Here is a 26023-nt window from a genome sequence, read left to right on the forward strand (position 1 = left end):
AGGCTAAGGCACTATGACTAGACGCGACCTTGTTAACGCTCCGTTCCTTGAGGCCGCCTATGGCCGCACTCCGTCCCGCACCCCGGTGTGGTTCATGCGCCAAGCCGGCCGTTCCTTGCCGGAGTACCGCAAGGTGCGAGAAGGCATTGCAATGCTGGATTCGTGCTTCATGCCGGAACTACTCGCAGAGATCACGCTGCAGCCGGTGCGCCGCCACGACATGGACGCGGCGATCTTGTTCTCTGACATTGTGGTGCCGCTGAAGGCAGCGGGTGTTGGGGTGGAGATCGTGCCGGGTACGGGCCCGGTGCTGGACGCTCCGATTCGCTCTCGCGCGGACGTGGACAACCTTCCGATCCTGGATCACACCGTCGAGGAAGTCGCCGAGGGCATCCGCATTATTCTCGACGAACTGAGCGACACCCAGGCCCTCATCGGCTTCGTAGGCGCGCCGTTCACTCTGGCCAGCTACCTCATCGAAGGCGGGCCGAGCAAGAACCACGAGAAGACCAAGGCGATGATGCACGGCGATCCGGAAACCTGGCACGCGCTCATGCGCCGCCTCGTGCCAACGATCACCGAGTTCCTCCGCATGCAGGTCGAGGCCGGCATCGACGCGATGCAACTCTTCGACTCCTGGGCAGGCTTCCTCACCGAAGCCGACTACCGCGAGTTTGTCCTGCCGTACTCGGTTGAAATCCTGGATTCAGTGGCGGGAGAGATCCCGCGCATCCACTTCGGTGTGGCCACCGGCGAGCTGCTCGGCGCCATGTCTGAGGCTGGCAGCGAGGTGATGGGTGTGGACTGGCGCGTGCCGCTGGACACCGCCGCGAAGCGTTTCGCCTCCCCGCGCGTGCTGCAGGGCAACCTGGATCCGGCGTTGCTGTTCGCCGGCACCGACGTGGTGCGCGAGGAGATTACCCGCATCAAGGGTGAGGCCGCCCGGGCAGTCGAAGCTGGCGACGCCACCGGACACATCTTCAACCTGGGCCACGGCGTACTGCCGACCACCGATGCGGACGCCATCACTGAGGCAGTGCGCATCATCCACGAGGAGATTTAATGAACATCGCCATTATCGGCGCAGGCCTTGCCGGTCTGACTGCAGCGTTCGAGCTTCGTAATGCTGATGCGAAAGTCGACGTTTACGAAGCCACTGACCGCATCGGCGGCAAGCTCTACACCGTCGCGTTCGAAGCCGGCCCGACCGATATGGGCGCCGAGGCGTTCCTGGCGCGCCGCAAGGACGCGGTCGAGTTCTTCACCGAGTTGGGTCTTGGTGATTCGCTCGTCGAGCCGTCCGGGTTGCGCTCCCTGATCTGGTCCAATGGCGAGGCCCGCGGTCTGCCTACCGGCGGCGTGATGGGCATCCCGTCTACCTCCGAAACGGTTGCGCACTTGGTCAGCGCCGAAACCGCAGCGCGTATCGACGACGAAGCTAACCGCGAAGGTTTCACCTGGGACACCGACGGCGACATGAACGTCGGCAAACTCGTGCGCGAGCGCTACGGCGACGAAGTCGTCGACGTCATCCTGTCGTCTCTGCTTGGTGGGGTCTACTCCTGTACCGCCGATGACCTGGGCGTTCGCGCCACCATCCCGCAACTGGCAGAAGAGCTCGACCGCCTCGCTGAAGCCGGCGACGGCAAGGTGCACCTGTCCACCGCCGTGGCCAACCTGGAGCGCTCTCGCGCGGAGCTGCCCACCGGCCAGGGCGCGGTCTTTAACACGTTCCGCGACGGCTACCACGAACTCTACGAAGCCCTCGCCGAACAGTCCGGAGCCGACATCTACATCGACGCGTTCGTCTCGGAGATTCACCGTGAGGGCGAGGGCTTCCGCCTCAAGGGCGGCGAGGACACCATCTACGACCACATCATCCTCGCCGTACCCGCACCAACCGCAGCGCTGCTGCTCAAGGAAGTCGTCCCAGAGGCGGCACAGGAGCTCCAGTCGGTGAAGTTGGCCAACTCGGCAGTCGTCGGCATGCGGTTTGCCACCGACGAGGGCCTGCCACAGAACTCGGGCGTGCTCGTCGCCACCGGTGCCGACGACGTGAAGGCAAAGGCGTTCACCTTCTCCTCCCGCAAGTGGCCGCACCTCGCCGAACGTGGCGGCGCCATCGTGCGCGCAAGCTTCGGCCGCTTCGGCGACAACATCGCCCTGACCGCCACCGAAGACGACCTGGTGGACTGGGCGCTCGACGACCTGAAAACCATCACCGGTTTCGACGGCCGCGAAGCCGGCTTGGAAGAGATCTTCGTCCACCGCTGGTTCGGGGGCTTGCCGCGTTTCGACGAACACCACCTCGCCACCGTGGCCAACGTCCGAAACATCATCGACAAGGTGGACGGCATCTCAGTCACTGGCGCCTGGGCGAGTGGCGTGGGTGTGCCGGCGGTTGTGGCGGACGCGCGTGTCGTCGCCAAGCAACTGCTTTAGGCGCCTTCCCAGGGGTCGACGAGCGTAACATCCGTGCCCTCAAAGTCCTTGAGGTTGCGGGTGGCAAGCGGGGCATCGTGGACGCGACAAATCGCGGCGATCATCGCATCGGCGTCATGGATCGGGCGTCCCATCCTTTTTCGCTCCACGACGATTTCGCCGAACGCCCAGGCAGCGTCTGTATCAAAAGCGAGGACACCGTTGCGCTGCTCGAAATTAGACAATTGCCAGAAGACAACGTGCTGAATTTCGTTCCGTCGGGCACCCGACGGCAAACTCCGTACACCTCGGACAATCTCGCCGACTGTAATGGAAGTAATGCACTGCTTCGGGTCTGTGGTGGCTGCCCATCGTCTGACGTTTTCGTGCGGAGCCTTCCGGCAAAGCTCTGAAACAACGTTCGTATCAAGGATGATCATGACTGACCGCCGCGACGGGCAGTGACCATTTCATCCATAACACCGGCGAGGTCATCCATACCTCCCACCTCTTGGGAGAGCTCGAAAAGCTCCAAGCCAGCCTTTACAGGTCGGACTGCTTCTTCCAGAATATGACGTACCTCTGCCTCCATAGACCGTCCATTCATACTGGCCTGAAGTTTGATCTTGTGGCGCACTCTCTCGTCGACGCCACGGATAGTCAACGTTACGGTCTTCTCTGGCTTTTCAGCGACCGTGGTCTCAGCCCGACGCGTGATGCGCGTCGCTTTGCTTTTTTGGATAGCGCCCATGCTGCCTCCTTACGATCCAAATTGTGCTGTCAAAATGCTAGCACCGATGGGCGATGCGTGGCTAGGGTCAAATGCGGGTTCTCCGCTAGGTTGATCACCTATGGAAGAACACGCCAACGAGCGCGATGCCGCCGAACCCACCGAAGCCGCCGAAGCTGCCGGCGCTGCTGGTGCCGCGGCACCCACCGAACCCGCCGAGAAGGAATGGTGGGAAGAAGAAGGCCTGCCCTGGAACGGCAAGCCCACCAAAGCCGACTACTGGTGCCTGGCCTGGTTTGGCTTCGTCGGCATCTTCGGCCTGGCAATGATCCCGCTGCGTGCATGGCTGCTCGGCCTGCACCCGCCGGTCCTGCTGGCACTGACCGGCTCACGCGTCGGCGCAGCCTCCACCGGTGCGCTCGCCGCGGTGGGGGAGGCGCCCCACTGGCTGATCTACCTGCTCATCGGGTCCTTGGTGAATATCAAGTTCGACTGGATCTACTGGTGGGCCGGCAAACTCTGGGGTCGCGGCATCCTGGAGGTGCAGGCGGCGAACTCCAAACGTGCGGCGAAGAACATCGCACGCGTGGAAGGGTGGGCGATCAAACTCGGCTGGATCGGCATCTTCCTGGCGTACGTGCCCATTCCGTTGCCGATCGCATTTGTGGTGTTCGTGTTCATGGGTATTTCGGGCATGCCGTTGTGGAAGTTCATGGTGCTGAACTTCATCTCCAAAACCCTCTGGTCGTTCCTCTACCTTGGACTGGGCTGGTGGATCGGTGAGCCGGTCGTGGAGGTCCTGGATCAGTACGCCAAGGTAGCCAACTGGGTTGCAATTGCGCTGTTGGTCGTGGTGTTTTTCGGTATCTTCCGCAACCAGTCGAAGAAGAAAGGGCGCGCCGTCGAGGCCGTGGGCAACGAGCTCGAGGCAGGCAAGTAGCGAAAATGGTCGCCAACGCAAAATAGTTCCACGCTCCCGGTTGGGGCGTGGAACTATTTTCGTTCTGGTTGCCGTCTTCCCTGGGGAAAGTGAATCTTCTTGCCTGTCGGGGTGAAGAAAGTTCCCTGAGCGGGAACTTTCTTCACTTAAAGGGCAGGGGCGAGGGGCGGAGCAAGGACAGAGGCAGGGCAAGGGCAGGGGCGAGGGCGACGGAGAGCAGGTGAACCCCTACCGGTTGACCACGACGGTGGAGAAGTCCTCGTCGCCGCGGCCGGCCTCCTGCTGCTCCTCCAGGGAGGCAAGCGCTGCGGCGACGGCCGGCAGGTCCTTGTCGGCGGTGGCCAGCATGAGGCGGGCGTCCTTGGCGATGGCGTCGGCGGTGAAGTCGCCAGGCGAGGTGGAGCGCTCGCCCAACAGGAATGGGCTCTTCATGTTCACGATGAACTCCAGGCCGGTGGAGCCGAGCATGTCCACGACCTGCTCCGGCGCGAGACCCTGTGACTCGCCCAAAGCCAACGCCTCCTTGAAGCCCTGGATGGTGACGGCCAGGGCCAGGTTGGCCAGCAGTTTGCCGGTGGCGGCGGCTGGGGCGGTGTCGACAACCTTCAAACGCTCCGGGTTGGCGGCGGCCCAGGGGGTGACGACGTCGGCGACGGTGGATCGTCGAGAAGCATCGGCTCCGCCGACGTAGACGCCCAACTTGCCTGCGCGGGCGGGCGGCAGCGAGCCGACCACCGGGGTGTGGACGTAGCCGGGGACAGCAGCGGCGAACTCGGCGGCATCCTCCGGGGAGATGGTGGTGGAGTCGGCCCAGGTCGCACCCTCGGGGATGAGGGCAGGTTCGATGACAACCTCACGGACGGTGTCCGGGCCGAACAACGACGTAATGACAAGATCCGCGCCCTTGACGGCCTCCTCCGGAGTGTCGGCGGCACGCGCGCCACGTTCGACCAGGGGAGTGGTCTTTTCGGCGGTGCGGTTCCACACGGTCAGCGAGTGGTCGTCGACAAGCTTGAGCGCGAGCTCAGTTCCCATACGGCCAAGGCCTAAAAACGCAATTTTCATATGGCCTACGATAGACAACCATGACTTCCCAGAACCCGACTTCAGGCAATACGCAGCGTTCGGCCGAATTGTTCGAGCGCGCGCAACGTTTCACACCGGGCGGGGTGAACTCGCCTGTGCGCGGGTTTGGCTCGGTTGGCGGCCAGACTCGCTTCATCCAGAGTGCGCATGGCTCGCAACTTATCGACGTCGACGGCAACAAGTACGTCGACCTCGTCTGTTCCTGGGGCCCGATGGTGCACGGCAATGCCCACCCGGAGATCATCGAGGCGGTAGAGAAGGCCCTGGTTAACGGCCTGAGCTTCGGTGCGCCGACGGAGGCTGAGGTGGAGATCGCCGAGCACATCGTCTCCCGCACGTCCGTGGATGAGGTGCGCATGGTCAACTCCGGCACCGAGGCCACCATGTCTGCTGTGCGCCTCGCCCGCGGCTTCACCGGCCGTCCGAAGATTCTGAAGTTCGAGGGCTGCTACCACGGCCACGTCGACGCGCTGTTGGCGTCTGCGGGCTCCGGCATTGCAACGTTCTCCCTGCCGGATTCGCCGGGTGTAACCGGTGCGCAGGCTGCGGACACCATCGTCGTGCCGTACAACGACATCGAGGCCGTCGAGCGCGCCTTCCGTGAGAACGAGGGTCAGATCGCGGCGATCATCACCGAGGCCGCCGCCGGCAACATGGGCACCGTCGCGCCGCAGAACGACTTCAACGCGAAGCTCAAGGAGGTCGCACACCTTAACGGCGCGCTGCTCATTCTCGACGAAGTGATGACCGGCTTCCGCACGTCCTACTCCGGTTGGTACGGCGTGGATAACGTCGCCGGCGACCTGACCACCTTTGGCAAGGTCATCTCCGGCGGCCTGCCGGCAGCCGCGTTCGGTGGTCGCCGCGACATTATGGAGAAGCTCGCGCCGAACGGCCCCGTCTACCAGGCAGGCACCCTGTCCGGTAACCCGGTTGCCATGGCGTCCGGCCTGGCATCGCTGCGTCTGGCCAACGAGAACATTTACCCGACGCTGAACCGCAACGCGGATACGCTCGCGCAGCTGCTTCACGACGCCCTCATCCGTGAAGGCGTCGCCCACCACATCCAGCGCGCCGCGACCATGCTGTCCGTGCGTTTTGCTGAGGGCGAGGGCCGCAACTTCGCCGACATGCAGGCAGCGGACACGTTCCGTTACGCACCGTTCTTCCACGCCCTGCTGGACGCTGGCGTGTACGCACCGCCGAGCGCGTTCGAGACCTGGTTCGTCTCCACCGCGCTGACCGACGAGGACTTCGGCCGCATCGAGGACGCCCTCGGTGCCGCGGCGAAGGCAGCCGCCCAGGCGGTGGCGCCGGAGTGAGCGACGCGTTGAACCCGGGCGGGCAGTCCCGGACGATTGTGCACCTGGTACGCCACGGGGAGGTCTACAACCCGAAGAAGATCCTCTACGGGCGGATGCCGGGCTACCACTTGTCGTCGCGAGGCAAGTCCATGGCGCTGGTCACCTCGAAGTTCTTTGAGGGCCGCGACGTGACGTACCTGGCGGCGAGCCCGCTCGAGCGCGCGCAGGAAACCGCACAGCCGATCGCGGAGGTGACTGGCTGCGAGATCCAGACGCGCGAGGACATCCTTGAGGCTGGCAACACCTTTGAGGGCCTGCGCACCAAGGGCTGGCGCACCCAGTTGGCCAATCCGATCCGCTGGCGCCACATGACCAACCCGTTCAAACCGAGCTGGGGCGAGTCCTACGACGCCATCTTGGAGCGCATGTGGGACGCCGTGATCGACGCCCGCGACATCGCCGAAGGCCACGAGGCCGTCATGGTCAGCCACCAGCTGCCCATTGTCATGGTGCAGCGCCAGGTGCAGGGTAAGACGCTGGCGCACATGAGCCGCCAGTGCGACCTGGCCAGCGTGACGTCACTTGTGTTTGAAGGTGGCCGTGTTGTTGACTGGGCCTACAACACCCCAGCCCAGGAGATCTAGGTAGACACCATGACGAAGAAGCGGAAGCTTATCGCCACTGCGTGCTGCGCGGCGGCGCTGGCGCTTTCGGCCTGCTCGAGCTCGTCGGCGGACCAGGGCGGAACCTTCTCGTTCCACTCCCCAGGTGGCCAGACGGAGATCACCTACGACGAGGCGGAGCGCAAGCCCCTTGTCGGTTTTGAGGGCGAGTCCCTCATGGAGCCAGACCAGACGATCGCACTGTCGGATTTTGAGAACCAGATCGTGGTGCTCAACGCCTGGGGCCAGTGGTGCGCGCCGTGCCGTGCGGAGGTGGATGACCTCGAGGAGATCCAGCAGCACCTGCAGGCCAACGGGCAGGGCACCGTGCTGGGCATCAACGTGCGCGACAGCAACGCGGAAATTGCCCGGGACTTCGTCAAAGACAACGGCGTGACCTACCCGTCCATCTACGACCCGCCGTTTAAGACCGCCGCATCGCTCGGTGGCGTGCCGTCCTCGGTGATCCCGACCACGATCGTGCTGGACAAGCAACACCGTCCGGCCGCGGTGTTCCTGCGCGGGGTGACCGCGGATGACTTGATCGAGGTCGTCGACCGTCTCGCCGGGGAGGCTTAGGTGGGCCTTGCCGACATCGTCACCGACGGCCCACTGCTGTTCGGCCTGCTTGCTGCCGCGCTGGCCGGGTTGGTGTCGTTCGCATCCCCGTGCGTGATCCCGCTGGTGCCGGGCTACATCTCGTATCTGACCGGCGTGGTCGGCGGCGAGATGACCATGGACGACAAAGGCCCGCGCGTGGCCCGCAAACACTGGGCGGTCGCCGGTGCGGCTACGTTGTTCGTCGCCGGGTTCACGGTTGTGTTCCTGCTGGCCACGGTCACGGTGTTCGGCGCGGCCAGCGCGATCGCGCTCAACGCCCAGACGCTCACCCGCATCGGCGGGGTGGTCACCATCCTCATGGGCCTGGTGTTCATGGGTGCGGTGCCGGCGCTGCAAAACGACACCCGCATGCAGCCCAAAAAGTGGACCACGATCCTTGGTGCGCCGCTGCTCGGCGGTGTGTTCGCGCTGGGGTGGACGCCGTGTTTGGGGCCGACGTTGGCGTCGATCATCTCGGTGTCGGTTGGCACCCAGGGCCTCACCGCGGCTCGCGGCGTGTTGCTCGTCATCGCGTACTGCCTCGGCCTTGGGTTGCCATTTTTGTTGGTCGCGCTCGGCTCGTCGAAAGCTGTGCGCTCCATCGACTTCTTAAGCAAGCACTCGCGCGCCATCCAGATCGCCGGCGGCATCGCCATGATCGCAGTCGGCATCATGCTGCTCACCGGCGCATGGGATGCGTTCGTCGGTTGGTCGCGCCAACTCGTCGACGGTTTCGGAGGGACGATCATCTAAATGAAGACGGCACAAACCTGGCTGCGCAAGTCGTGGCACTGGCTCACCAGCATGCGCACCGCGCTGATGCTGCTGTTCATCCTCGCGCTCGCGTCCGTGCCGGGCGCTCTGCTGCCGCAGCGCCAAGTCAGTGCAACGCTTGTCGACGACTACCTGCGCGCCAACCCCACCATGGGGCCCATCTACGACCGCCTGCAGCTCTTCGACGTCTTCAACTCCACCTGGTTTGTTGCCATCGTGCTGTTGCTGGTCATCTCCCTGATCGGCTGCATCATCCCGCGCTCCATGGACCACTGGCGGGCCTACAACGCCAAGCCGACCCGCGCTCCGCGCTACCTGTCCCGCATGCCAATGCATACGGAGGGTGTGGTTGAGGGGGACGAGGGGGTCGTCGCAAAGCAAGTGCGCGACAAGCTCAAGCGCTGGCACGTCGCCGAATACCAACCCGACGAGGACCGCGCGGGCGTGTTCTCCATCTCGGCGGAACGCGGCTACACGCGTGAGTTGATGAACCTGATCTTCCACATCGGCATCGTCGGCATGATCGTCGCCTTCGCCGCAGGCCGCATGGTGTTTTACGAGGGCCAGGCCATCGTGATCACCAACTCCGAGCACGAAAACGCCATCCCCGTCGAACAGCCCCGCGTGTTCTGCAACACCTCGCCCGCCAACTTCGACGTGTTCCGCGCCGGGCCATTTTTCGACGGCACCGGCCTGACCCCCTTCTGCTTCGAATCACAAGACTTCAAGGCGAAATACCTCAACAACGGCCAAGCCAACGAGTTCTCCTCGGACGTGACCTACACCGACGACCTCAACGCGCCGCAGGACGAATGGGATCGCGCCACCCTGACCGTCAACGGCCCGCTGCGCATCAACGGCGACCGCATCTACCTGCAAGGCCACGGCTTCGCCCCGCAGATCACCATCACCTGGCCGAACGGGGAGACCCGTACCCAGATGGTGCAGTTCCGCCCCACGGACGTGACCACGTTCCTGTCGTCTGGCGTGATGCGTTTCGATCCACCGGCCGGCATGTACCCGGATTTGGGGGAGCGCCGCAAGAACCAGATCGCCATCGAGGGCAACTTCGCGCCCACCGCCAACTGGACCGGCCCGAACGGCGACCAGTTGCAGTCCGCCTTCCCCACGATGGATGACCCGGCGATTTCCGTCGACGTCTACGTCGGTGACGCCGGCCTGGATACCGGCCGCCCGCAGAACATCTTCACGCTCGACCAGGCGCTCGTCGCCGAAGGCCTGCTGCAGAAAGTCACCCGCGTCCAGCTGACCCCGGGCTCCGAAGCCACCGTGGACACCGACGGCGGCGAGGTGAAGGTGCGTTTCGACGGCGCCGCCGAATACGCCAACTACCAAATCTCGCGCGACACCACCCAGATCTGGGCGCTGATCGCCTCCACCGTCATGCTGCTCGCACTCGCCGGCTCGCTGGCGATTAAACGCCGCCGCATCTGGGTCCGCCTGCACCCGTCCGACACGCCGGGCCACACCGTCGTGGAGATCGCCGGCCTCGCCCGCACGGACCGCGCGGGGTGGGGACGCGAGTTCGACGAGCTCGCAGCAGAGCTTCTTAGCGACGATTCACACCTCGAACGTCGCGAAGACGAGGAAGAATTTGACCCCTATGACCTTGGAAAATAGGTGCCTGGTGGAGTAGGTTAAGACCTATGCTTGTCAACACCACCATGGCGGAGCTGTCCGACCTGACATTCCGCACCGCATTCATCATCTACATCGTGGCGCTGATCATGTCCTTCATCTACTACGGACGCGTCACGGCAGTCATCGACGTCCGCCGCGAAGCCCTGGCGGAGAAGGCCGAGAAGAAGGTGCTGGTGGGAGCTGGCGGGCCGGATGTCGTCGATACGCAATCGGCGCTCGACGACTCGGAGTACACCGCCAAGGTGGCCAGCGCCCGCAAGTGGGCCGGCATGACCCAGGCACTGGTCTGGGTAGGTGTGGCGCTGCACGTGGTGGCGTTTATCACCCGTGGCCTCGGCGCGAAGCGTTTCCCGTTGGGCAACCTGTACGAGTACATCCTGTTCATGACCGCTGTGATCATGGTCGTTGCCGCCGTGGTGGTGCAGCGCAAGGGCTGGCACACCATCTGGCCGTGGCTGCTGTTCCCAATGGTCATCGCGATGTTCCTCAACTCCACGGTGTTCCACATGCAGGCCGCCCCGGTGGTGCCGGCCCTGCAGTCCTACTGGCTGCCGGTCCACGTGTCCTCCGCGGCGATCGGCGCATCCATCGGCTTGGTTTCCGGAGTGTTCGCCCTGCTGTACCTGCTGCGCATGTGGCAGCCCCGCGGCGAAGAGCACGGCTTCTTCGGCGCTATTGCACGCCCGCTGCCGTCCGCGAAGACGCTTGACCAGATGGCCTACAAGACCGCCGTGGTCACCCTGCCGCTTTTCGGCATCGGCATCGTCTTCGGCGCCATCTGGGCCGAGGTAGCCTGGGGCCGCTTCTGGGGTTGGGACGCGAAGGAAACCGTCTCCATGATCACCTGGATCCTCTACGCCGCCTACCTCCACGCCCGCGCTACCGCCGGCTGGAAGTCCACCGCAGCGGCGTGGATTAACGTGTTCGCCATGGCGATGACAATCTTCAACATGACCTACGTCAACACCGTGATCGCGGGTCTGCACTCCTACGCAGGGCTGAACTAGTGAAGGTGCTGATCACCGGCGGTGCCGGTTACATCGGGTCTACAATTGCGTCCTGCTGCGATGATGCCGGCATCACGCCGGTAATTCTGGACGATTTCTCTACCGGCCTGCGCACCTTCGGCGAGCGCTTCGCCTGCTACGAGGGCGACGTCGCTGATGTTGCCTTGCTGGAGCGCGTGTTCACGGACCATCCCGATATCTTCGCGGTGATCCACTGCGCCGCCAAGATCGTCGTCCCCGAGTCCGTCGAGCAGCCTTTGGTGTACTACGACAACAACGTGGCCAAATCCATCACGCTGCTGTCCGTCATGGAGCGCTTCGGCGTGCGCCGCTTCATCCTGTCGTCCACCGCGTCCATGTACGAGCCGGGCCCCGACTACATGGTCGACGAAACCAGCCCCGTCGACCCGCAAAGCCCCTACTCCGCGTCGAAGTGGTTGTTGGAGCGAGTGCTTCGCGACGACACCGCCACCGGCCACCTCAACGCCATCGCCCTGCGCTACTTCAACCCCATCGGCGCCGACCCGGCCCTGCGCACAGGCCTGCAGAACCCGGTCCCGTCCCATGCGTTGGGCAAGATGATCTCCGCCTACCGCGCCGGCGAGACCTTCACCGTCACCGGCGTTGATTGGCCGACCCGTGACGGCTCCGGCCTGCGCGACTACATCCACGTTTGGGACCTCGCCCGCGCCCACGTCGCCTGCCTGCAGCGTTTCGACGACATCTCCACCGGCTACGACGTCATCAACCTCGGCACCGGCCAGGGCACCACCGTCTTCGAACTCGCCGAGGCCTTCGGTGAGGCCACCGGCACCCCACTGTCCGTGGCCACCGGCCCGGCCCGCCCCGGCGACGTAGTCGGCTGCGCTACCCGCACCGACAAAGCCCACGACGTGTTGGGCTGGACCCCCGAACGCTCCATCGCCGACGGGGTGCGCGACTCCCTGGCCTGGTCTGAGAAACTCCCCGCCGTTCTGGAACACGAGGCCAACCGATGACCAAACCCCGCAACAAGCAGGGTAAACCCGCCAGCGACGATCCGGTGCTCATCGCCCTCGGCGAGCAGATTGCCTCCAGGCGCCGCGCTTCGGGGCGTTTGCAGCAGGACGTCGCCGACGCCGCCGGCGTGTCCCGCTCCACCCTGCACACCATCGAGCACGGCGGCGCCGGCGTTCGGTGGGAGAAGGTCATCTCGGTGGCCCACACCCTGGGCCTGAAGGTTGTCCTGGCGGAGTCGGACTGACACTTTCCGCCGGAATCTGTCAGCGCGCCGCATTGCGCCTGGTCAGAAATCGGCCCTGACAGATTTCGCAAAATCTGTCAGGGAGGGACAAATAGTTCCACGCCCGCGCCGGAACCCGGGAACTATTTGCGCGATCTCAAAAACCGACCTGGGGGAAGTGAAATATTTCTCCTCCCAAACCCAAGAAAGTTCCCGGGCGGGGAACTATTTGCAAACCCGCCCCTAGTCCAGTTCACCGCGGCGCCGGCGGCGTTCTTCATCCTCGCGGCGCTTGCGTTCGGCTTCTTCGCGGGCGCGGCGCTCCTTGAACCGGTTCTTCTCGATGCTCCAGAGGAACTCTTCGTCATCGTCAGGACCTTTAATGACCGGCTTTTGGGGTTCCTGGAGGCCGCGCTGGCTGCCGTAGCGCTGCGCGGAGCCGGGGCCGAACGCTTTCCACATGAGGATGACGGCCAGGATGATCAGTGCAAGGAGTAGCAATCTTCCCATGGTTTTAAACATACTTGCCCGCCGGTTAGGGTTAGCCATGTGAATGAGGAAACTTCTCCGCAGGTAGATCCGCAGGCTAAGTCGCGCGCGAATAGGGCGGTCGCGGTGTATGGCGTGTTGCGGTTGGTGTTGTTCATTGCGCTGACAGTTGTGATTCAGCTCTTTGCAGTGCTTATCGACGCCCCCGTGCCCGTCATCATGTCCGCCCTCCTTGCCCTTATCGTGGCGTTCCCGCTGTCCATGCTGGTGTTTAAGCGTCAGCGGTTGGAGGCGAACGCGGCGGTGGCGGAGCTGAAGCGTCAGCGCGATGCTCGCAAGGAGTGGATCCAGAGCGAGCTCGCGGACCGCTAGAGGCGCCGGCAGCGCAGCGCGGACAGTCGGCGCGAGCAGCCAGGGCGCCGATAGCCGTCGCTAGCGGCCGAGTTCGTGGCTGAGCGCCTCGAGTTCGCCGCCGCCGGCCATTTGGTGGGTGAGTTCGTCGAGGGTGACGTTCTCGCGGGGCTCATCGAGCTCCTGGCGGCCGAGTTTCAGGATGGTGAAGTGGTCGCCGACCAGGTAGGCGTGGTGGGGGTTGTGGGTGACTAAGACGACGGCGATGCCGCGGTCGCGGGCGGCCGCCACGAAGCGTAGGACCACGCCGGATTGTTTGACGCCGAGGGCGGCGGTGGGCTCGTCGAGAATAAGCACGCGGGCGCCGAAGTAGACGGCACGTGCGATGGCGACGACCTGGCGTTGGCCGCCGGAGAGGTTGCCGGCGTCGACGTCGACGTCGGGGATGTCGATGCCCATTTCGCGGAGTTGTTCGGCGCAGATCTGTTTCATTTCGGTGTCGCGGAGTGCACCGAAGCGGCCGGTGAGTTCCTGGCCGAGGAAGAAGTTGCGCCACACGCTTAACTCGTCGACGATCGCGAGCGTTTGGTGCACGGTGGCGATGCCGGTGTCGATGGAGTCGCGGGGGGAGGTGAAGGTGGTGGGAGTGTCGTCGATAAGCAATTCGCCCGATGTGGGCTGGTGGAGCCCGGCAAGGATCTTGATCAGCGTGGACTTGCCGGCGCCGTTGTCGCCGAGGACGCAGGTGACTTCGCCTTCACGGACGGTCAGGTTCACGCCGCGCAGGGCGTCGAAGCTGCCGTAGGACTTGGTGATGTTTTTCAGTTCAATGACAGCCACTTAGCGCCCCTTGGTGTATTTGGCGAAGGACGTGTTGGTGAACACGGCGAAGAGCAGCGTTGCGCCGAGGAAGAACTTGAACCAGTCGGGGTTCCAGCCGGCGTAGACGATGCCCTGGTTGGTCAGGCCGAAGATCAGCGCGCCGATGGCGGTGCCCACTGCGGTGCCGCGGCCGCCGGTCATGGCGCAGCCACCGATGACGGCGGCGATGATGTAGAGGAATTCGTTGCCCACGCCTTGGCCGGCTTGGATGGAGTCGAAGGCGAACAGAGTGTGCATGCCGACGAACCAGGCGGCGAAGCCGACGCCCATGAACAGCAGGATCTTCACGCGGCGAACCGGCACGCCGACGGCGCGGGCTGCGTCCTGGTCGCCGCCGACTGCGGTGATCCAGTTGCCGAACTTGGTGCGAAATAGCACGAACGATGCGATGGCGACGAACAGGATCCACCACAGGACGGTCACGTTGAGGGTGACGTCGCCGATGTTGAAGGTGCCGGCGAAGACCTTGCGGGCGGACGGGAAGCCCTCCATGTCGGCGATGGTCGGCGTGGCCACCTGGCCGGTGATGAACTTAGTTAAGGCGAGGTTGAGGCCCTGCAGCATGAGGAAGGCCGCCAGGGTGATCAGGAAGCTCTCGATGCCGGTGCGTGTGACCAGGTAGCCGTTGAGTGCGCCGATGGCCAGGGAGATGCCCAAAGCCATGAAGGCGCCGACCCACGAGTTGAGGTGCAGGTTGTAGTTCAGCATCGTAGCGGCGAGCGCGGCGGTGGTGACGGCGACGCCTGAGGACAGGTCGAATTCCCCGCCGATCATGAGCAGTCCGACGGCGAGTGCCACGATGCCCAGTGTCGACGACGCGTACAACGTGGTCGCAAACGCTTCAAAGGAACGGAATGCGGGCGCGACTGACAGGAAGAACGCGAAGATGGCGATGAAGCCGAGTAGGGACGCGAACTCGGGGCGCCGGATGAGTTTGGCTAGGCCGGTGTGGGTGCGTAGTCGGTCGTCGCCGGAGGTCGATTCCTCGCGCGACTCGTCGGCTGTGACGGCAGTGCTCATCGCATACCTGCCTTCGCAGCCTCAGCGACCTTGTCCACGTTCGACTTATCGACGAACGACGGCCCGGTGTACACCGGACGACCTCCACCGAGGGTGCCGCCGTTGCGTTTCGCGATCCACAGTGAATCCACGGCAAGGTAACCCTGCAGGTACGGCTGCTGGTCGACGGCGAAGGCGACGCGGCCGTCGGCGATGGCGTCGACAAGCTCGGCGTTGGTGTCAAAGGTGGCAACCTGCGCCTCGGAGCCGGACTGTTTCACGGACTCCGTCGCACGCATGGCCACCGGCGCTTGGAGGGCAAACACAGTGTCGAAGCTCTTGTCCTGCGACAGCTTCGAGGTGATCGTGGACTGCACGGAGGTGAGGTCCTGGCCGTTGACGTAGAGCAGTTCGACGTCGCCGCCGAGGCCGTTACGCACGCCGTCGCAACGCGCTTCCTGCGAGGAGTTGCCCTGCTCATGGATGATGCACAGGACCTTCTTCTTGCCTTCTTCCTTGAGGCGCTCGCCGGCGGCGTTGCCCGCCACGGTTTCGTCTTGGCCGAAGAAGCCGGTCATGCCGTAGTCCTGGTACTTGCTCATGCCGGCGTTGAGGCCCACCACGGGGATGCCGTGATCAACGGCGTTGCGGGCTGCTGGGCCGATGGCCTCGGCGTTCGGCATGGTCACGGCGATGCCGTCCACACCGGCGTCCACGGCAGAGCGCACCAGGTTCGCCTGGTTGGGGGCCTGCGGGTCGGAGGAGTAGCGCAGCTCGATGTTGTCTTTTTTGGCTGCGTCCTCGGCGCCCTTGCGCACGAGGTCCCAGTAGGTGTCGCCCGGTGCGCCGTGGGTGACCATGGCGACGACGTAGCGCGGGGTGTCTACGCCGCCGGCGGTGTCTTCGGTGTTTTCTGCTCGCGGGGCGCCGCCTGTCGACGAGCACCCGGCGAGCATCGTCGCAGCCATCAGCGCTGCGGCAACGAGTGTTTTCCGTGCCTTGAGCATTACAAGAGTGTGATCCAAAGCACCCTATTTGTCAAGGTCATGGGCAGCGTCACAGGCAGCGCCGCGGGCCGACTCAGAAGACTCCCGCAATAAGCAACATTGCAGGTAGCGCCAGGAAAGTGGTGAGGAAGACGGTGTCGCGGCAAATTACTTCGCCGGAGCGGTACGTGGCCGCGTAGTTGTACACGTTCTGGGCGGTCGGCAGCGCACACAGGATCAGGGTGGCGTACATGTCGCTGCCGGTCAAGCCCATTTGCGTAGCGACGACCCACGCCACCGCCGGCATGCCGATGAGTTTGAGGGCGGTAGCGGTGATCGTCGGTAAGCGGTGGCTCTGGAGGACCTTCTCGCCCGTGAGCGACGCGCCGAAACTCATGAGGATCAGCGGGATGGAGGCGCCGCCGAGGATTTCCAAGGGGGTCAGCACTGGTTCGGGCACGGTCCACGAGGACGCGGACACGGCAAAACCGGCGAAAGCCGCAACAACAACCGGGGCGGTCAGACCAGCAAGGACCGACTTGAGCACGCCCGACGCGCCGCGGTCCAGACCTGCGATAACGATGGGGGAGAGCACCGCCATCTGCAGCACCAGCGCCGGGATGACGTACGTCGGATCGCCCAGCACATACGTGGCAATGGGCAGGCCGATGTTGACCGAGTTGTAGTAACTCGACGACGCCGCACCCGCCATCGTCTCCGCCGTGTCCTGCTTGAACCACACGGCGCTGATGATCCAGTAGATGATCATCGTGGCCACCGTGGCAATCGCGATGACCAAAATGACCGGGGAGAAAAACGCGTCCGTGTCCGAGACCGCCACTGAGGAGAAGATCAGCGCCGGGGTGGCCACGTAGAACGCGATGCGGTTGAGCTGTAGACGTTGCTCGCCCGGTCCAATGACGCCTTTGTGAGCAAGCCACCACCCCGCTGCGATGACAGTGAAGATGATGGCAAAACCGGTAAGGACGTCAAGCATGCCGTTACCTTAGAACGTCTCCTTCGGGACGTACTCACTCCACCCGAAATCGCTCTCGTTCGGCATGTCGGAGGTGTACGGCACGGGCTCGCCCGCGCCGCCGAAAATCGCTGAGCCCACCGACGCCATGGCCAGGGCTGTCACCACCGACCAGATCAGCATCGCCTTGCCGTTCATGCCCAGCACCGGGATGAGGTCCTTGCCTTCAGCGCCGCTGCGCACCTTCATTATCGACGCCACCGCAAACGGCAGGGCAATGAACGCCGCCAACGCCGGTGTTGCGGCAGTCGCCAGCACGATCGACATCACGAACGGGACCAGGGTCAGGAAGGTGAAGAGGCGGCGCGAGTTGTCGTCGCCAAGCCGCACTGCAAGCGTGCGCTTCCCGGCCTCGGCATCGGTGGGGATGTCGCGGATGTTGTTGGCCAGGTTCACCGACGCGGAGATCGCACCCACCGCGATGGCGCACAGGAGGGCCTCCCATGACACGAACCCGGTCTGCGTAAACGCCGTACCAATCACGGCGACCAGTCCGAAGAAGATAAACACGGACACTTCACCTAAGCCGGAGTAGCCGTAGGGGCTTTTGCCGCCGGTGTAGAACCAGGCCGCGGCGATGCACAGCGCGCCAACCAGGATGAGCCACCACGCGCCCGAGGCGATGGAGAGGATGATGCCAAACACGGCAGCCACCGCGAATGATGCAAACGCGGCGAGCTTCACATGCTCCGGCTCCGCAAGCCCGGCTGCGGTGAGGCGCGTCGGGCCGGTGCGGTCCTCGTCGGTGCCGCGGATGCCGTCGGAGTAGTCGTTGGCAAAGTTCACGCCGATGATCAGCGCCCACGCCACGATGAACGCCAAGATTGCGTACTCCAGGTCCGCGAGCCCGTAGAGGGCGGCGGCGCCGGTGCCGGCGATGACGGGGGCGAAGGCGTTTGGCCAGGTGTGGGGGCGTGCGGCCTCCCACCAGTGGTGCAATGCGGCGGAATCAGTCATGCACTCCATCATGCACCCTTGCGTTGCGGTGGGCTAGGGTAGTTCGCCATGTGGATTGACTATGCCGTGCGCCAAGGGCTCGTGGCGACGAGCGCGTTCTGGCGGCTGCCAATCCTGAACCACGCCGCGCAACACGCCGATATTGCCTTCCCCACCAGCGGAGATACCGTCATCTCCCTGACCACACATGGTTCGAGGGTGAAGTCGGCAGCGTCCGCGATCGCCTCGCTTCTTGTGGGCACGAAGCGCCTGCCGGTGCATTTGTGGCTCGACCCGGCGGACTTTCATGCACCGTGGCCCGCTACCTTGCGCGGGCTTGTGGACCGCGGCCTGCACGTCCATAAGTCCCCCGGCGGCCTCGGCCCCCACACGAAGTATTTCGGTACCTTCCAGGAACTGCCCGGCCACAGCGTGATCACGGTTGACGACGACGTCCTCTACCCCCGCAACTTCGCCACCACCCTCACCAACGCAGCCGACCCGTCGAACGTCACCGCGTTTCGCGCCCACCGCATCACGCTTGATTGCGACACCATCGCCCCCTACAAAAAGTGGCGCCCCGTCCGCACCACCGAGCCATCTCACCTGAACTTCGCCACCGGCGTGGACGGCGTGCTGTACCCACCGAACATGGTGGAGTTCGTCGCCTCCCGCGGCACAGCGTTTCTCGACGTCACGCCGCGCGCCGACGACGTCTGGCTCAACCACTGTGCGCTTCGCGCCGGATTCCCCGTCCGCCAGGTGGCGGACCGCCCCGCCTCGTTCCCGCTCGTGCCCGGCTCCCAACGCGTGCGCCTGTCCCGCGACAACCTCGCCGGCGGCAACGACACCCAAATCGCCGCAACCTACACCGAGAAGGACGTGAACCTGCTCCTCGCTGCTGTGTAGTGGGTGTACACGGCGGTGGAGGACTACGCTTTTACGCGTGAGCACACCATCCACCCCACGGTGGTTCCGTCCGGCGCAGCTGACTGCGCTGGGTTTTCTCGTACTGATCGCGTTCGGCACTGCGTTGTTGTGCATGCCGTTCGCCTCAGCCGACGGCACAGCAACGCCGTTCATGGATGCCTTGTTTACCGCCACGTCCGCCACATCGCTGACGGGCCTGGTCACGGTGGATACCGGCAGCCACTGGAGTATCGCGGGCCGCGTCATCGTTATCACGCTGATCCAGGTCGGCGGCCTGGGCATCATGAGTATTGCCTCGCTGACCGGCATGCTGCTGACTGGCCGAGTGAAGTTGCGGTCGCGCTACTCTACGGCTGCTGAAGGGCGTCCGATTTTGGAAGGCGGGGTGCGTGCCACGCTCGTCGCTACGCTATTGCTCACCTTCGCCTTCGAACTGTTTGTTGCAGTGATCCTGTTCTTCCGCTTCATGGTCGAATACGACATGCCGGTCCTCAGCGCGGCGGGCGAGGGGATCTTCCACGCAATTTCCGCGTTTAACAACGCCGGGTTTGGGCTGCGCTCGGACAGCCTGATCTCGTACAACTCGGACGGCTGGATCCTCCTGCCGCTGGCAGGCGCGCTGATGATCGGCGGGCTCGGCTACCCGGTGCTTTCCGAGTTGGTTGGCCGCAGCCGGGAGCGCTTCCGCGGCCTGCTGCGCGGCACACCAGTCAGCGCCCGGAGACTTTCAGTAACCACCCGCATTACCCTTGCTGGCACAACGTTTCTGGTGCTCTCCGCCATGGCGCTCATCGCCGTGCTGGAGTGGCGAGGATTCCTTGCAGACATGTCCACGGGCACGAAGCTCCTCAACGCGTTCTTCAGCGGCGTCACCCCGCGTACCGCCGGGTTCAATTCCATCGACTACGCCGACGCCCACCCGATCACGCTCATGGTCACCGACATCTACATGTTTATCGGCGGCGGCTCCGCAGGTACCGCGGGTGGCATCAAGATCACCACCGCGATCGTGCTGATTGCCGCCATGGCAGCTGAGTTTGGCGGGCGTGACCAGACCACCGTGGGCAAACGCACCGTCCCAAAGTCGGTGGTCCGCCAGGCCATGACGGTCGCCGCCGCAGGCGTTACTGCGGTCACCCTCGGCGTGGCCGCGCTCCGGGTGTTCGACCCCCAGTTCACCGCGGACCAAATCAGCTTCGAGGTCATGTCAGCCTTTGCCACGACAGGCCTATCCACGGGCATTACCTCGTCGCTAAGCGTGCCCTCCCAACTCGTGCTGTGTCTTTTGATGTACCTCGGGCGCATTGGCCCGTTCACTCTCGTGGCGGCGCTTGCCGCCCGTAACGTCGTGCGCAGGTACGACTACCCAGTAGAAAGGCCTTTCATTGGCTAGCTTCCCCGGCTCCCTGTTGCGGAGCAAACAACGCATCGACATCCCACCGGTTGTGGTCATCGGCCTCGGCCGCTTCGGTGGCGCGCTTGCCCACGAACTGACCCGCCACGGCGTAGAGGTCCTCGGCATCGACGTTGATGAGCGACTCGTGCGCGATCATGCGCCATTGCTTACCGACGCCATCGTGGCCGACACCACCGACCTCGAAGCCCTGCGCCAACTCGGTGTCCAAGAAGTGGAACGTGCCGTCATCGGCATCGGCTCCGCGCTCGAGGCATCTATCCTCACCGCCTCGAACCTTGTCGATCTCGGCGTACCTGACATCTGGGCCAAAGCCGACTCCGAATCCCACGCCCGCATCCTGCAACGCCTCGGCGTCGCCCACGTCGTCCGCCCAGAGCACGACACCGGCCGCCGCGTCGCCCACCTGCTCGGCGGACGCTTCCAGGACTTCGCCGAACTTGCCGAGAATTACGGCGTGATCAAGATGGTCCCGCCACGCCCGCTACTCGACGGCCCCTGCGACGCCTCGCGTCTCTGGGACAAACACCGCGTGCAAGTGGTGTCAGTGCGCAACGGCTCAGGCCAGTGGCACCCATTCGCACCAGGCATGGAACTGACCGCTTCCGACCTGGTCGTGCTTGCCGGTGCGCCCGACGACCTGGAGCGGTTCTCACAGCTGTAGGTGGTCTGTTTCTGCTGCGGTGTAAGGGGGGTGTTTAGAAGACTGAAATGGTAGCGGTGTGGTGAGTATCTGGTAGCGCCTGAGTGAGTATCCGGTAGCGGAGGCTCGCCTAGGCTCGGCACGGGCGGCGGGTCTGTCAAGGATCCAGGGATGGCCGCGTTGACAGGGGCGGGTTTGATGCCGGCGCTCCGAGGGCTCGGTACTGCTGCGTTCCGAGTAGTTGGTACCTGGACAGCCGAGCCGGGCCGACTGTATGACCCCGGCTGCAGGCATTACTCGTTCGAGCAGGCCACTGGGGGTGTCCTTGCGCATGGTGAAGACTTCTATGCGGCTTCGGTGTCCGCTATGTTGCAGCCGGCTCTCCGTCAGCGTTATTCGCAACTGCCCACAACGGTCCAGCGAGTCTTCGGTGCTGAGAACGCTCGGGGCCCGGGCTCCCCAGAAAGTCCCACGACCACTGTTGTCGGCCTGGAATCGAGACAGCGGTGCAGTTCGCGAGCAGGCTCCAGGCGTCTCCTTCTTATGACAGGTCGCGCTGTCACAGCTTCACCGAAACACGGTACTTGAAGCATGAACTATGAAAGCGCCCTGCAGTACCAAGTACGCGGAGCACCGGTACCAACTACGCGGAACCGCGGTACCAACTCCCCCGAAGCGTCGTGCATCAAGGATGGGCTTGGGCCGCTCCTGAAGCGAGGTGAACTGCAACCGGGCTGGGTTCAATTTAGTGCCGAAGAGTCGCGCCGACAGTAGAGGCTTCCGCGGCATAGCTCCAATTTCAAAAGCGGACTTCATCCGGAACGAGCCGCACCCGAATGAAGCGGATACGGGAACCATCACCGAATGCAATTTGAGCCGCTACCGGATACTCACTGAAGCGCTACCGGATAGTCACGACACTGCTACCAAATAACCGGTCGCAACAGTAAGGGGAGTTGATGTGTACCGTCGTGGCATGTCGCACACACCCCGCAAGCCGATCCCCAAAGTTGCTTACGCTCCGATGCTAGGCCTGGAAACCTATGTGCGTGCACGGGTTGAAAAGGACGCGTCACACCTCGTCCAACTTCGTGCATCCGCGCTAAACCAATGTGTTTACTGCCTGGCAATGCACCGGCGTGACGCCAGGAAAGATGGCTGGTCCAAGGAACGCGTCTCGCAGGCGGAGAACTGGACCGACAATCGCGAGCAGTTCACCGAAAAGGAACGAGCCGTTCTCGAACTGACCGATGCAGTGACGAGAATCAACGGCGAGAGCTCCGTTCCTGATGAGCTCTGGGATCGTGTCGAAGAGCACCTCGGCGAGAAGGAAGCACGAAACGTATTGATGGCGATTGTCGCAATCAACGCGTGGAACCGCATCGCCATCACCACCCGGATGGATCCACGAAGCCTTTCACGAGTCGACGCGTTTGACCTCGGTAATGAATGACAAACATTGAAGCCCTGCGCCCGTTAGTCTCAGTCCATCTGCAGCACGGTGCGAAGTTCCTGGAACAGCTCCGGGCGCAGCCGGTGTATGACCGTCCTGCCCTGGCGGCTCTTTTCTAGGAGGCCGGCCTCGGTAAGCATTTTGAGGTGGTGGGAAACTGTCGGTTGGCTTAGCCCGGAGCGTTGCGTGAGTTCGCCCACGCTCATCGGCTCGCAGCCCTCTTCGGCGATTCTGGAGAGAAGTTGTAGCCGTCCGGGGTCCGCTAAAACTTTGAATAGGGCTGAGTAGCGCGTCGCGTCGTCTTCGGAGAGCAAGCCGGAGCCCAGTGAGCAGCAGTCGAGGTCAGTGTTTTCTGTAGTGGCGACGTAATCCTTCATGCTTCCTACCTCGTCATATTGACGGTGATAAATATGAGGCTTAGTGTTCGTTTTGAATGCTGTCAATAGATAAGGATTCCAGATGGAAGACACAACCTCTCAGCCAGTAGAGCGTATGTCGTTTCTTGACCGTTTCCTACCAGTGTGGATCATGCTCGCCATGGTGGCGGGCCTCGCTCTTGGACGGGCAGTGCCGGGACTTTCGGGCGCACTTGAGAGTCTCGAAGTCGGAAGCATCTCGCTTCCGATCGCGCTCGGCCTGCTGGTCATGATGTACCCGCCCTTGGCCAAGGTGCGCTACGACAAAACCCGCGAGATTGCCACCGACAAACGGTTAATGACCGTGTCCATCATCTTGAACTGGATCGTCGGCCCCGCGTTCATGTTTGCGCTCGCCTGGATTTTCCTGCCGGATGAGCCGGAGCTGCGCACCGGATTAATCATCGTCGGCCTCGCCCGCTGCATCGCCATGGTGCTGGTGTGGTCGGACCTGTCTTGCGCCGACCGTGAAGCCACCGCAGTGCTTGTGGCCATCAACTCGGTGTTCCAGGTTCTCATGTTCGGGGTACTCGGCTGGTTCTACCTACAAATCCTGCCGAGCTGGCTGGGTTTGGAGACCACCTCGGTGGAGTTCTCCTTCTGGGCGATCGTGTCCTCTGTCCTGGTCTTTTTGGGCATACCGCTGCTCGCCGGGCTGCTGTCTCGCATCATCGGTGAGCGCACCAAGGGCCGCGACTGGTACGAAAACACCTTCCTGCCTCGGATCTCCCCGCTCGCGCTGATCGGCCTGCTGTACACAATCGTCCTGCTCTTCTCGTTGCAAGGCGACCAGATCCTCTCTCAACCGTGGACGGTGGCACGTGTGGCGATCCCGCTGCTGTGCTACTTCGTCGGCATGTTCGCTATCGCACTCGTGGTGTCCAAGGCATCCGGGATGGGCTACGCCCAGTCCGCGTCCGTGTCCTTTACCGCGGCGGGCAACAACTTCGAGTTGGCCATCGCCGTTGCGATCGGCACGTTCGGCGCCACGTCCGCCCAGGCGTTGGCGGGCACGATCGGGCCGCTTATCGAGATCCCTATCCTCGTCGGCCTCGTCTACCTCATGCGTGGGATCGGCCCGAAACTGTTCCCGGGCGATCCCACCTTGCCCAAGTTGTCCTAAGGAGGCGTTATGAAGCCCTCAGTCCTGTTTGTGTGCGTCGGCAACGGCGGCAAGTCCCAGATGGCGGCGGCGCTCGCAGAGAAGCACGCGGGTAGCCAGCTCGGCATCCACTCCGCTGGCACCAAACCTGGTACGTCGCTGAATCAGGAATCCGTCGAGGCGATCGCGGAGGCCGGCGCCGACATGTCGCACGGCACGCCCAAACCCATCGATCCCGAACTGCTGCGCAGCGTTGATCGCGTCGTGGTGCTCGGCGAAGACGCGCAGGTAGACATGCCCGACGACGCCCGCGGCACGCTGGAGCGCTGGCGTATCGACGAACCCTCGCACCGCGGCATCGAGGGCATGCAGCGCATGCGTCTTGTGCGCGACGACATTGACAATCGCGTGCGCTCGCTTATCGACGAACTCCTGTAGCGCCCTAGTACGCCGGGATCATCGGGATTCGCTGCTTGTTGCGCAACCTCGTCGCCTGCATGCGCGCCGGCGACGTGCCGCGGTAGTGGGTGGTGGAGGGGGAGGTTGCGTACTTCGGATTACTAGACGGTTTTCGGGAGCGTTGCTTCTCGATCCTCACACCGCCGCATTGTGGCACGAATTACATGGTTGTGCTTTGTGAGTGGAAAGCGGGGGCGAAGCCGCAAGCTCAAGAATGTTTAGGACGTGCGATGCCGTTCCGGTATGAGGGTGAAGCCGCCGTAACCGCGAGGTAAAAGCCCCCCTCTCATATGACGCTGATCTTACGGGAAGCTCGGAGGGGGTCTCGATTGATTTCAATATAACTAAAGTTGCGTAACTCAGGCAACGGAATGAGACGTAGGAGGGAGTAACGATGCACGCGGAGACTAACTCACCGCGGTCCGAGACCGCTTCCTGGTTCGCGGATAACCAAGCCAACTGGGATTCACGGGCCCACGCCCACATGTTCGGCAGCTACGGCGGTAAAGATGAGTTGATCGCGGACAAGGCAGCTATTAGCGATGTCCTCGCGGTGGACATTGACCGCTTCGGCGACCTCACCGGGAAGTCCGTGTGTCACCTGCAATGCCACGTGGGCACCGACACCATCGGATTTGCCCGCCGCGGAGCCTCCCGAGTCATCGGCGTGGATCTCTCTGCGGAGTCACTCAAATACGCCCGCGAATTCGCCGCCCAAGCCGACGCGGACGTGGAGTTTATCCAGAGCAACGTCTATGACGCTCGAGAAGCGGTCGACGGCGAATTCGATCTCGTCTACACCTCCGCAGGTGTGCTGTGCTGGCTTCCGCAGGTGCGTCGATGGGCGGAGGTCGTCGCAAAGCTGCTCGCTCCCGGCGGCATGTTTTTCATCCGCGACGACCACCCCATGTTCATGACAATCGGAGAGGACGTTTCCCAAGGTCTGCGCATTGAGCAGCCGTATTTTGAAATGCCTGATCCGCTCACCTGGGAGGACGTGGAAAGCTACGTCACCACTCCAGGAGCGCCAAAACTTGCTAGCCCACGCAACCATCAGTGGAACCACTCTCTCGGCGAAATTGTTACTGCGCTCATCGACGCGGGGCTGACCGTCACCGCTCTTGAGGAAACTCCGTACTCCGCGTGGTGCCCGTGGCCGGAGCTGATGGTCGAAGACTCCCGCGGTTTCATCCTCCGCGATAATCCCGAGCGCCTACCACTCCAATTCGCCATTACCGCAACAAAGCCCTAAGAGCCTTTGCCTATCGACGAACCTTCGGTGGGCAGGCAAACCCAAAAGGACACGGGAGGCGATAGTCGAGGTTCACCGAAGGGTTGTATCTAAAAACCATCTGCGATATTCTCGTGTCCACACTGCAGCCGTTGACCCTCCATAAATCAGGAGAGAGCCGAGGACTGCAGTTTTTCGTTATACTCAGCTCATAGCAAACCACTCAAGAGTGGACACCAACGTGAAGAGGCTTCCTCGGTATCTAGCTAGTGTTCTGTTGAGGAGGGG

The 26023-nt window shown here is 63.4% G+C and carries 30 protein-coding genes; 19 read left to right on the forward strand and 11 right to left on the reverse strand.

Going from position 1 to position 26023, the window contains the following annotated elements; translation table 11 throughout:
* Positions 1–13 precede the first annotated feature (13 nt).
* Both hemE and HMPREF3048_RS11460 read left to right on the forward strand, forming a co-directional pair.
* On the forward strand, positions 14–1063 hold the full coding sequence (gene hemE / locus HMPREF3048_RS11455; RefSeq protein ID WP_070772432.1) for a uroporphyrinogen decarboxylase: 1050 nt from the start codon (positions 14–16) through the stop codon (positions 1061–1063).
* Positions 1063–2442, forward strand: a complete 1380-nt coding sequence (locus tag HMPREF3048_RS11460; RefSeq protein ID WP_070772434.1) for a protoporphyrinogen oxidase — start codon at positions 1063–1065, stop codon at positions 2440–2442. Before hemE ends, HMPREF3048_RS11460 begins: the two co-directional genes overlap by 1 nt.
* On the opposite strand, the gene HMPREF3048_RS11465 is transcribed toward HMPREF3048_RS11460, so the two are convergent.
* Together HMPREF3048_RS11465 and HMPREF3048_RS11470 are read right to left on the reverse strand one after the other, a co-directional pair.
* Complete coding sequence (locus HMPREF3048_RS11465; RefSeq protein WP_070772436.1) at positions 2439–2861, reverse strand: type II toxin-antitoxin system VapC family toxin; 423 nt, start codon at positions 2859–2861, stop codon at positions 2439–2441. The two genes, HMPREF3048_RS11460 and HMPREF3048_RS11465, sit on opposite strands and share 4 nt — an antisense overlap.
* Positions 2858–3172 carry a FitA-like ribbon-helix-helix domain-containing protein gene (locus HMPREF3048_RS11470; RefSeq protein WP_101741241.1) on the reverse strand — a complete coding sequence of 105 codons (315 nt, stop codon included), beginning with the start codon at positions 3170–3172 and terminating at the stop codon, positions 2858–2860. The genes HMPREF3048_RS11465 and HMPREF3048_RS11470 overlap by 4 nt, the downstream gene beginning before the upstream one ends.
* 100 nt (positions 3173–3272) lie before the next feature.
* On the opposite strand from HMPREF3048_RS11470, the gene HMPREF3048_RS11475 reads away from it, so the two are divergent.
* Positions 3273–4091: a DedA family protein gene (locus HMPREF3048_RS11475; RefSeq protein ID WP_083316885.1), complete on the forward strand. Its 819-nt coding sequence runs from the start codon at positions 3273–3275 to the stop codon at positions 4089–4091.
* A gap of 228 nt (positions 4092–4319) precedes the next feature.
* Here the strand turns inward: HMPREF3048_RS11475 and HMPREF3048_RS11480 are convergent, their stop codons facing one another.
* Complete coding sequence (locus HMPREF3048_RS11480) at positions 4320–5156, reverse strand: NAD(P)-dependent oxidoreductase (RefSeq protein WP_070772437.1); 837 nt, start codon at positions 5154–5156, stop codon at positions 4320–4322.
* A 20-nt stretch (positions 5157–5176) separates the two neighbouring features.
* Here HMPREF3048_RS11480 and hemL point away from each other — a divergent pair, with 20 nt between their 5' ends.
* The 8 genes from hemL to HMPREF3048_RS11520 are packed head-to-tail and all read left to right on the forward strand — an operon-like array spanning position 5177 to position 12429.
* Positions 5177–6499, forward strand: a complete 1323-nt coding sequence (gene hemL / locus HMPREF3048_RS11485) for a glutamate-1-semialdehyde 2,1-aminomutase (RefSeq protein ID WP_070772439.1) — start codon at positions 5177–5179, stop codon at positions 6497–6499.
* Positions 6496–7125, forward strand: coding sequence for a histidine phosphatase family protein (locus HMPREF3048_RS11490; RefSeq protein ID WP_246818906.1), 630 nt, complete (start codon positions 6496–6498; stop codon positions 7123–7125). Before hemL ends, HMPREF3048_RS11490 begins: the two co-directional genes overlap by 4 nt.
* A gap of 9 nt (positions 7126–7134) precedes the next feature.
* Complete coding sequence (locus HMPREF3048_RS11495) at positions 7135–7722, forward strand: TlpA family protein disulfide reductase (RefSeq protein ID WP_070772441.1); 588 nt, start codon at positions 7135–7137, stop codon at positions 7720–7722.
* A complete protein-coding gene (locus tag HMPREF3048_RS11500; protein WP_070772443.1) occupies positions 7723–8496 on the forward strand; it encodes a cytochrome c biogenesis CcdA family protein in 774 nt (257 codons plus the stop codon). It begins immediately after the preceding gene.
* Positions 8497–10158: a cytochrome c biogenesis protein ResB gene (locus HMPREF3048_RS11505; RefSeq protein WP_070772444.1), complete on the forward strand. Its 1662-nt coding sequence runs from the start codon at positions 8497–8499 to the stop codon at positions 10156–10158.
* Positions 10159–10184: 26 nt separating this feature from the next.
* A complete protein-coding gene (gene ccsB / locus HMPREF3048_RS11510; protein ID WP_070772445.1) occupies positions 10185–11186 on the forward strand; it encodes a c-type cytochrome biogenesis protein CcsB in 1002 nt (333 codons plus the stop codon).
* Positions 11186–12184: a UDP-glucose 4-epimerase GalE gene (gene galE, locus HMPREF3048_RS11515; RefSeq protein ID WP_070772446.1), complete on the forward strand. Its 999-nt coding sequence runs from the start codon at positions 11186–11188 to the stop codon at positions 12182–12184. Before ccsB ends, galE begins: the two co-directional genes overlap by 1 nt.
* Positions 12181–12429 carry a helix-turn-helix domain-containing protein gene (locus HMPREF3048_RS11520; RefSeq protein ID WP_070421722.1) on the forward strand — a complete coding sequence of 83 codons (249 nt, stop codon included), beginning with the start codon at positions 12181–12183 and terminating at the stop codon, positions 12427–12429. The genes galE and HMPREF3048_RS11520 overlap by 4 nt, the downstream gene beginning before the upstream one ends.
* A gap of 222 nt (positions 12430–12651) precedes the next feature.
* On the opposite strand, the gene HMPREF3048_RS11525 is transcribed toward HMPREF3048_RS11520, so the two are convergent.
* Positions 12652–12918 (reverse strand): hypothetical protein, encoded by a 267-nt coding sequence (locus HMPREF3048_RS11525; RefSeq protein WP_070772448.1) that lies wholly within the window; start codon positions 12916–12918, stop codon positions 12652–12654.
* 39 nt (positions 12919–12957) lie between these two features.
* Here HMPREF3048_RS11525 and HMPREF3048_RS11530 point away from each other — a divergent pair, with 39 nt between their 5' ends.
* Positions 12958–13269 carry a DUF4229 domain-containing protein gene (locus HMPREF3048_RS11530; RefSeq protein WP_070421723.1) on the forward strand — a complete coding sequence of 104 codons (312 nt, stop codon included), beginning with the start codon at positions 12958–12960 and terminating at the stop codon, positions 13267–13269.
* A 60-nt stretch (positions 13270–13329) separates the two neighbouring features.
* Here HMPREF3048_RS11530 and HMPREF3048_RS11535 read toward each other — a convergent pair whose 3' ends face one another.
* The 5 genes from HMPREF3048_RS11535 to HMPREF3048_RS11555 form a co-directional block, all read right to left on the reverse strand.
* Complete coding sequence (locus tag HMPREF3048_RS11535; RefSeq protein WP_070421724.1) at positions 13330–14088, reverse strand: ATP-binding cassette domain-containing protein; 759 nt, start codon at positions 14086–14088, stop codon at positions 13330–13332.
* Positions 14089–15150, reverse strand: a complete 1062-nt coding sequence (locus HMPREF3048_RS11540; RefSeq protein ID WP_070569721.1) for an ABC transporter permease — start codon at positions 15148–15150, stop codon at positions 14089–14091.
* Complete coding sequence (locus tag HMPREF3048_RS11545) at positions 15147–16136, reverse strand: substrate-binding domain-containing protein (RefSeq protein WP_070772450.1); 990 nt, start codon at positions 16134–16136, stop codon at positions 15147–15149. The genes HMPREF3048_RS11540 and HMPREF3048_RS11545 overlap by 4 nt, the downstream gene beginning before the upstream one ends.
* A gap of 73 nt (positions 16137–16209) precedes the next feature.
* Positions 16210–17112, reverse strand: a complete 903-nt coding sequence (locus tag HMPREF3048_RS11550; RefSeq protein ID WP_070772452.1) for an AEC family transporter — start codon at positions 17110–17112, stop codon at positions 16210–16212.
* Between the two features lie 9 nt (positions 17113–17121).
* Positions 17122–18108 carry a 1,4-dihydroxy-2-naphthoate polyprenyltransferase gene (locus tag HMPREF3048_RS11555; protein WP_141758924.1) on the reverse strand — a complete coding sequence of 329 codons (987 nt, stop codon included), beginning with the start codon at positions 18106–18108 and terminating at the stop codon, positions 17122–17124.
* A 48-nt stretch (positions 18109–18156) separates the two neighbouring features.
* On the opposite strand from HMPREF3048_RS11555, the gene HMPREF3048_RS11560 reads away from it, so the two are divergent.
* From HMPREF3048_RS11560 to HMPREF3048_RS11575, 4 genes are all read left to right on the forward strand, one after another.
* Positions 18157–18996, forward strand: coding sequence for a glycosyltransferase (locus HMPREF3048_RS11560; RefSeq protein ID WP_070772456.1), 840 nt, complete (start codon positions 18157–18159; stop codon positions 18994–18996).
* Between the two features lie 37 nt (positions 18997–19033).
* Complete coding sequence (locus HMPREF3048_RS11565) at positions 19034–20410, forward strand: TrkH family potassium uptake protein (protein ID WP_070421730.1); 1377 nt, start codon at positions 19034–19036, stop codon at positions 20408–20410.
* A complete protein-coding gene (locus HMPREF3048_RS11570) occupies positions 20403–21095 on the forward strand; it encodes a potassium channel family protein (RefSeq protein ID WP_070421731.1) in 693 nt (230 codons plus the stop codon). Before HMPREF3048_RS11565 ends, HMPREF3048_RS11570 begins: the two co-directional genes overlap by 8 nt.
* A 955-nt stretch (positions 21096–22050) precedes the next feature.
* Positions 22051–22527 carry a carboxymuconolactone decarboxylase family protein gene (locus HMPREF3048_RS11575; protein ID WP_070772469.1) on the forward strand — a complete coding sequence of 159 codons (477 nt, stop codon included), beginning with the start codon at positions 22051–22053 and terminating at the stop codon, positions 22525–22527.
* A gap of 29 nt (positions 22528–22556) precedes the next feature.
* On the opposite strand, the gene HMPREF3048_RS11580 is transcribed toward HMPREF3048_RS11575, so the two are convergent.
* Positions 22557–22904 (reverse strand): ArsR/SmtB family transcription factor, encoded by a 348-nt coding sequence (locus HMPREF3048_RS11580; RefSeq protein WP_070421732.1) that lies wholly within the window; start codon positions 22902–22904, stop codon positions 22557–22559.
* A gap of 82 nt (positions 22905–22986) precedes the next feature.
* Here HMPREF3048_RS11580 and arsB point away from each other — a divergent pair, with 82 nt between their 5' ends.
* Positions 22987–24066, forward strand: a complete 1080-nt coding sequence (gene arsB, locus HMPREF3048_RS11585) for an ACR3 family arsenite efflux transporter (RefSeq protein ID WP_070772457.1) — start codon at positions 22987–22989, stop codon at positions 24064–24066.
* 9 nt (positions 24067–24075) lie between these two features.
* Entirely contained in the window at positions 24076–24483 is a 408-nt protein-coding gene (locus HMPREF3048_RS11590) for an arsenate-mycothiol transferase ArsC (protein WP_070421734.1), read from the forward strand.
* A 4-nt stretch (positions 24484–24487) separates the two neighbouring features.
* Here HMPREF3048_RS11590 and HMPREF3048_RS12365 read toward each other — a convergent pair whose 3' ends face one another.
* The gene (locus HMPREF3048_RS12365; RefSeq protein ID WP_167594490.1) at positions 24488–24643 is read right to left on the reverse strand and encodes a hypothetical protein; all 156 of its coding nucleotides are present in this window, start codon (positions 24641–24643) and stop codon (positions 24488–24490) included.
* Between the two features lie 255 nt (positions 24644–24898).
* Here HMPREF3048_RS12365 and HMPREF3048_RS11595 point away from each other — a divergent pair, with 255 nt between their 5' ends.
* Positions 24899–25756 (forward strand): class I SAM-dependent methyltransferase, encoded by an 858-nt coding sequence (locus HMPREF3048_RS11595; RefSeq protein WP_070772459.1) that lies wholly within the window; start codon positions 24899–24901, stop codon positions 25754–25756.
* Positions 25757–26023: the final 267 nt, after the last annotated feature.

Source organism: Corynebacterium sp. HMSC075D04, assembly GCF_001815635.1.
GTDB classification, from domain to species: Bacteria; Actinomycetota; Actinomycetes; order Mycobacteriales; family Mycobacteriaceae; genus Corynebacterium; species Corynebacterium coyleae.

Excerpts from the sequence above, each read along its gene's own strand:
- hemE (WP_070772432.1), top strand. The coding sequence starts at position 14 with ATGACTAGACGCGACCTTGTTAACGCTCCGTTCCTTGAGGCCGCCTAT.
- HMPREF3048_RS11460 (WP_070772434.1), top strand. The coding sequence starts at position 1,063 with ATGAACATCGCCATTATCGGCGCAGGCCTTGCCGGTCTGACTGCAGCG.
- HMPREF3048_RS11465 (WP_070772436.1), bottom strand. The coding sequence starts at position 2,861 with ATGATCATCCTTGATACGAACGTTGTTTCAGAGCTTTGCCGGAAGGCT.
- HMPREF3048_RS11470 (WP_101741241.1), bottom strand. The coding sequence starts at position 3,172 with ATGGGCGCTATCCAAAAAAGCAAAGCGACGCGCATCACGCGTCGGGCT.
- HMPREF3048_RS11475 (WP_083316885.1), top strand. The coding sequence starts at position 3,273 with ATGGAAGAACACGCCAACGAGCGCGATGCCGCCGAACCCACCGAAGCC.
- HMPREF3048_RS11480 (WP_070772437.1), bottom strand. The coding sequence starts at position 5,156 with ATGAAAATTGCGTTTTTAGGCCTTGGCCGTATGGGAACTGAGCTCGCG.
- hemL (WP_070772439.1), top strand. The coding sequence starts at position 5,177 with ATGACTTCCCAGAACCCGACTTCAGGCAATACGCAGCGTTCGGCCGAA.
- HMPREF3048_RS11495 (WP_070772441.1), top strand. The coding sequence starts at position 7,135 with ATGACGAAGAAGCGGAAGCTTATCGCCACTGCGTGCTGCGCGGCGGCG.
- HMPREF3048_RS11505 (WP_070772444.1), top strand. The coding sequence starts at position 8,497 with ATGAAGACGGCACAAACCTGGCTGCGCAAGTCGTGGCACTGGCTCACC.
- ccsB (WP_070772445.1), top strand. The coding sequence starts at position 10,185 with ATGCTTGTCAACACCACCATGGCGGAGCTGTCCGACCTGACATTCCGC.
- HMPREF3048_RS11520 (WP_070421722.1), top strand. The coding sequence starts at position 12,181 with ATGACCAAACCCCGCAACAAGCAGGGTAAACCCGCCAGCGACGATCCG.
- HMPREF3048_RS11525 (WP_070772448.1), bottom strand. The coding sequence starts at position 12,918 with ATGGGAAGATTGCTACTCCTTGCACTGATCATCCTGGCCGTCATCCTC.
- HMPREF3048_RS11540 (WP_070569721.1), bottom strand. The coding sequence starts at position 15,150 with ATGAGCACTGCCGTCACAGCCGACGAGTCGCGCGAGGAATCGACCTCC.
- HMPREF3048_RS11545 (WP_070772450.1), bottom strand. The coding sequence starts at position 16,136 with ATGCTCAAGGCACGGAAAACACTCGTTGCCGCAGCGCTGATGGCTGCG.
- HMPREF3048_RS11550 (WP_070772452.1), bottom strand. The coding sequence starts at position 17,112 with ATGCTTGACGTCCTTACCGGTTTTGCCATCATCTTCACTGTCATCGCA.
- HMPREF3048_RS11555 (WP_141758924.1), bottom strand. The coding sequence starts at position 18,108 with ATGACTGATTCCGCCGCATTGCACCACTGGTGGGAGGCCGCACGCCCC.
- HMPREF3048_RS11560 (WP_070772456.1), top strand. The coding sequence starts at position 18,157 with ATGTGGATTGACTATGCCGTGCGCCAAGGGCTCGTGGCGACGAGCGCG.
- HMPREF3048_RS11575 (WP_070772469.1), top strand. The coding sequence starts at position 22,051 with ATGTCGCACACACCCCGCAAGCCGATCCCCAAAGTTGCTTACGCTCCG.
- HMPREF3048_RS11580 (WP_070421732.1), bottom strand. The coding sequence starts at position 22,904 with ATGAAGGATTACGTCGCCACTACAGAAAACACTGACCTCGACTGCTGC.
- arsB (WP_070772457.1), top strand. The coding sequence starts at position 22,987 with ATGGAAGACACAACCTCTCAGCCAGTAGAGCGTATGTCGTTTCTTGAC.
- HMPREF3048_RS11590 (WP_070421734.1), top strand. The coding sequence starts at position 24,076 with ATGAAGCCCTCAGTCCTGTTTGTGTGCGTCGGCAACGGCGGCAAGTCC.
- HMPREF3048_RS11595 (WP_070772459.1), top strand. The coding sequence starts at position 24,899 with ATGCACGCGGAGACTAACTCACCGCGGTCCGAGACCGCTTCCTGGTTC.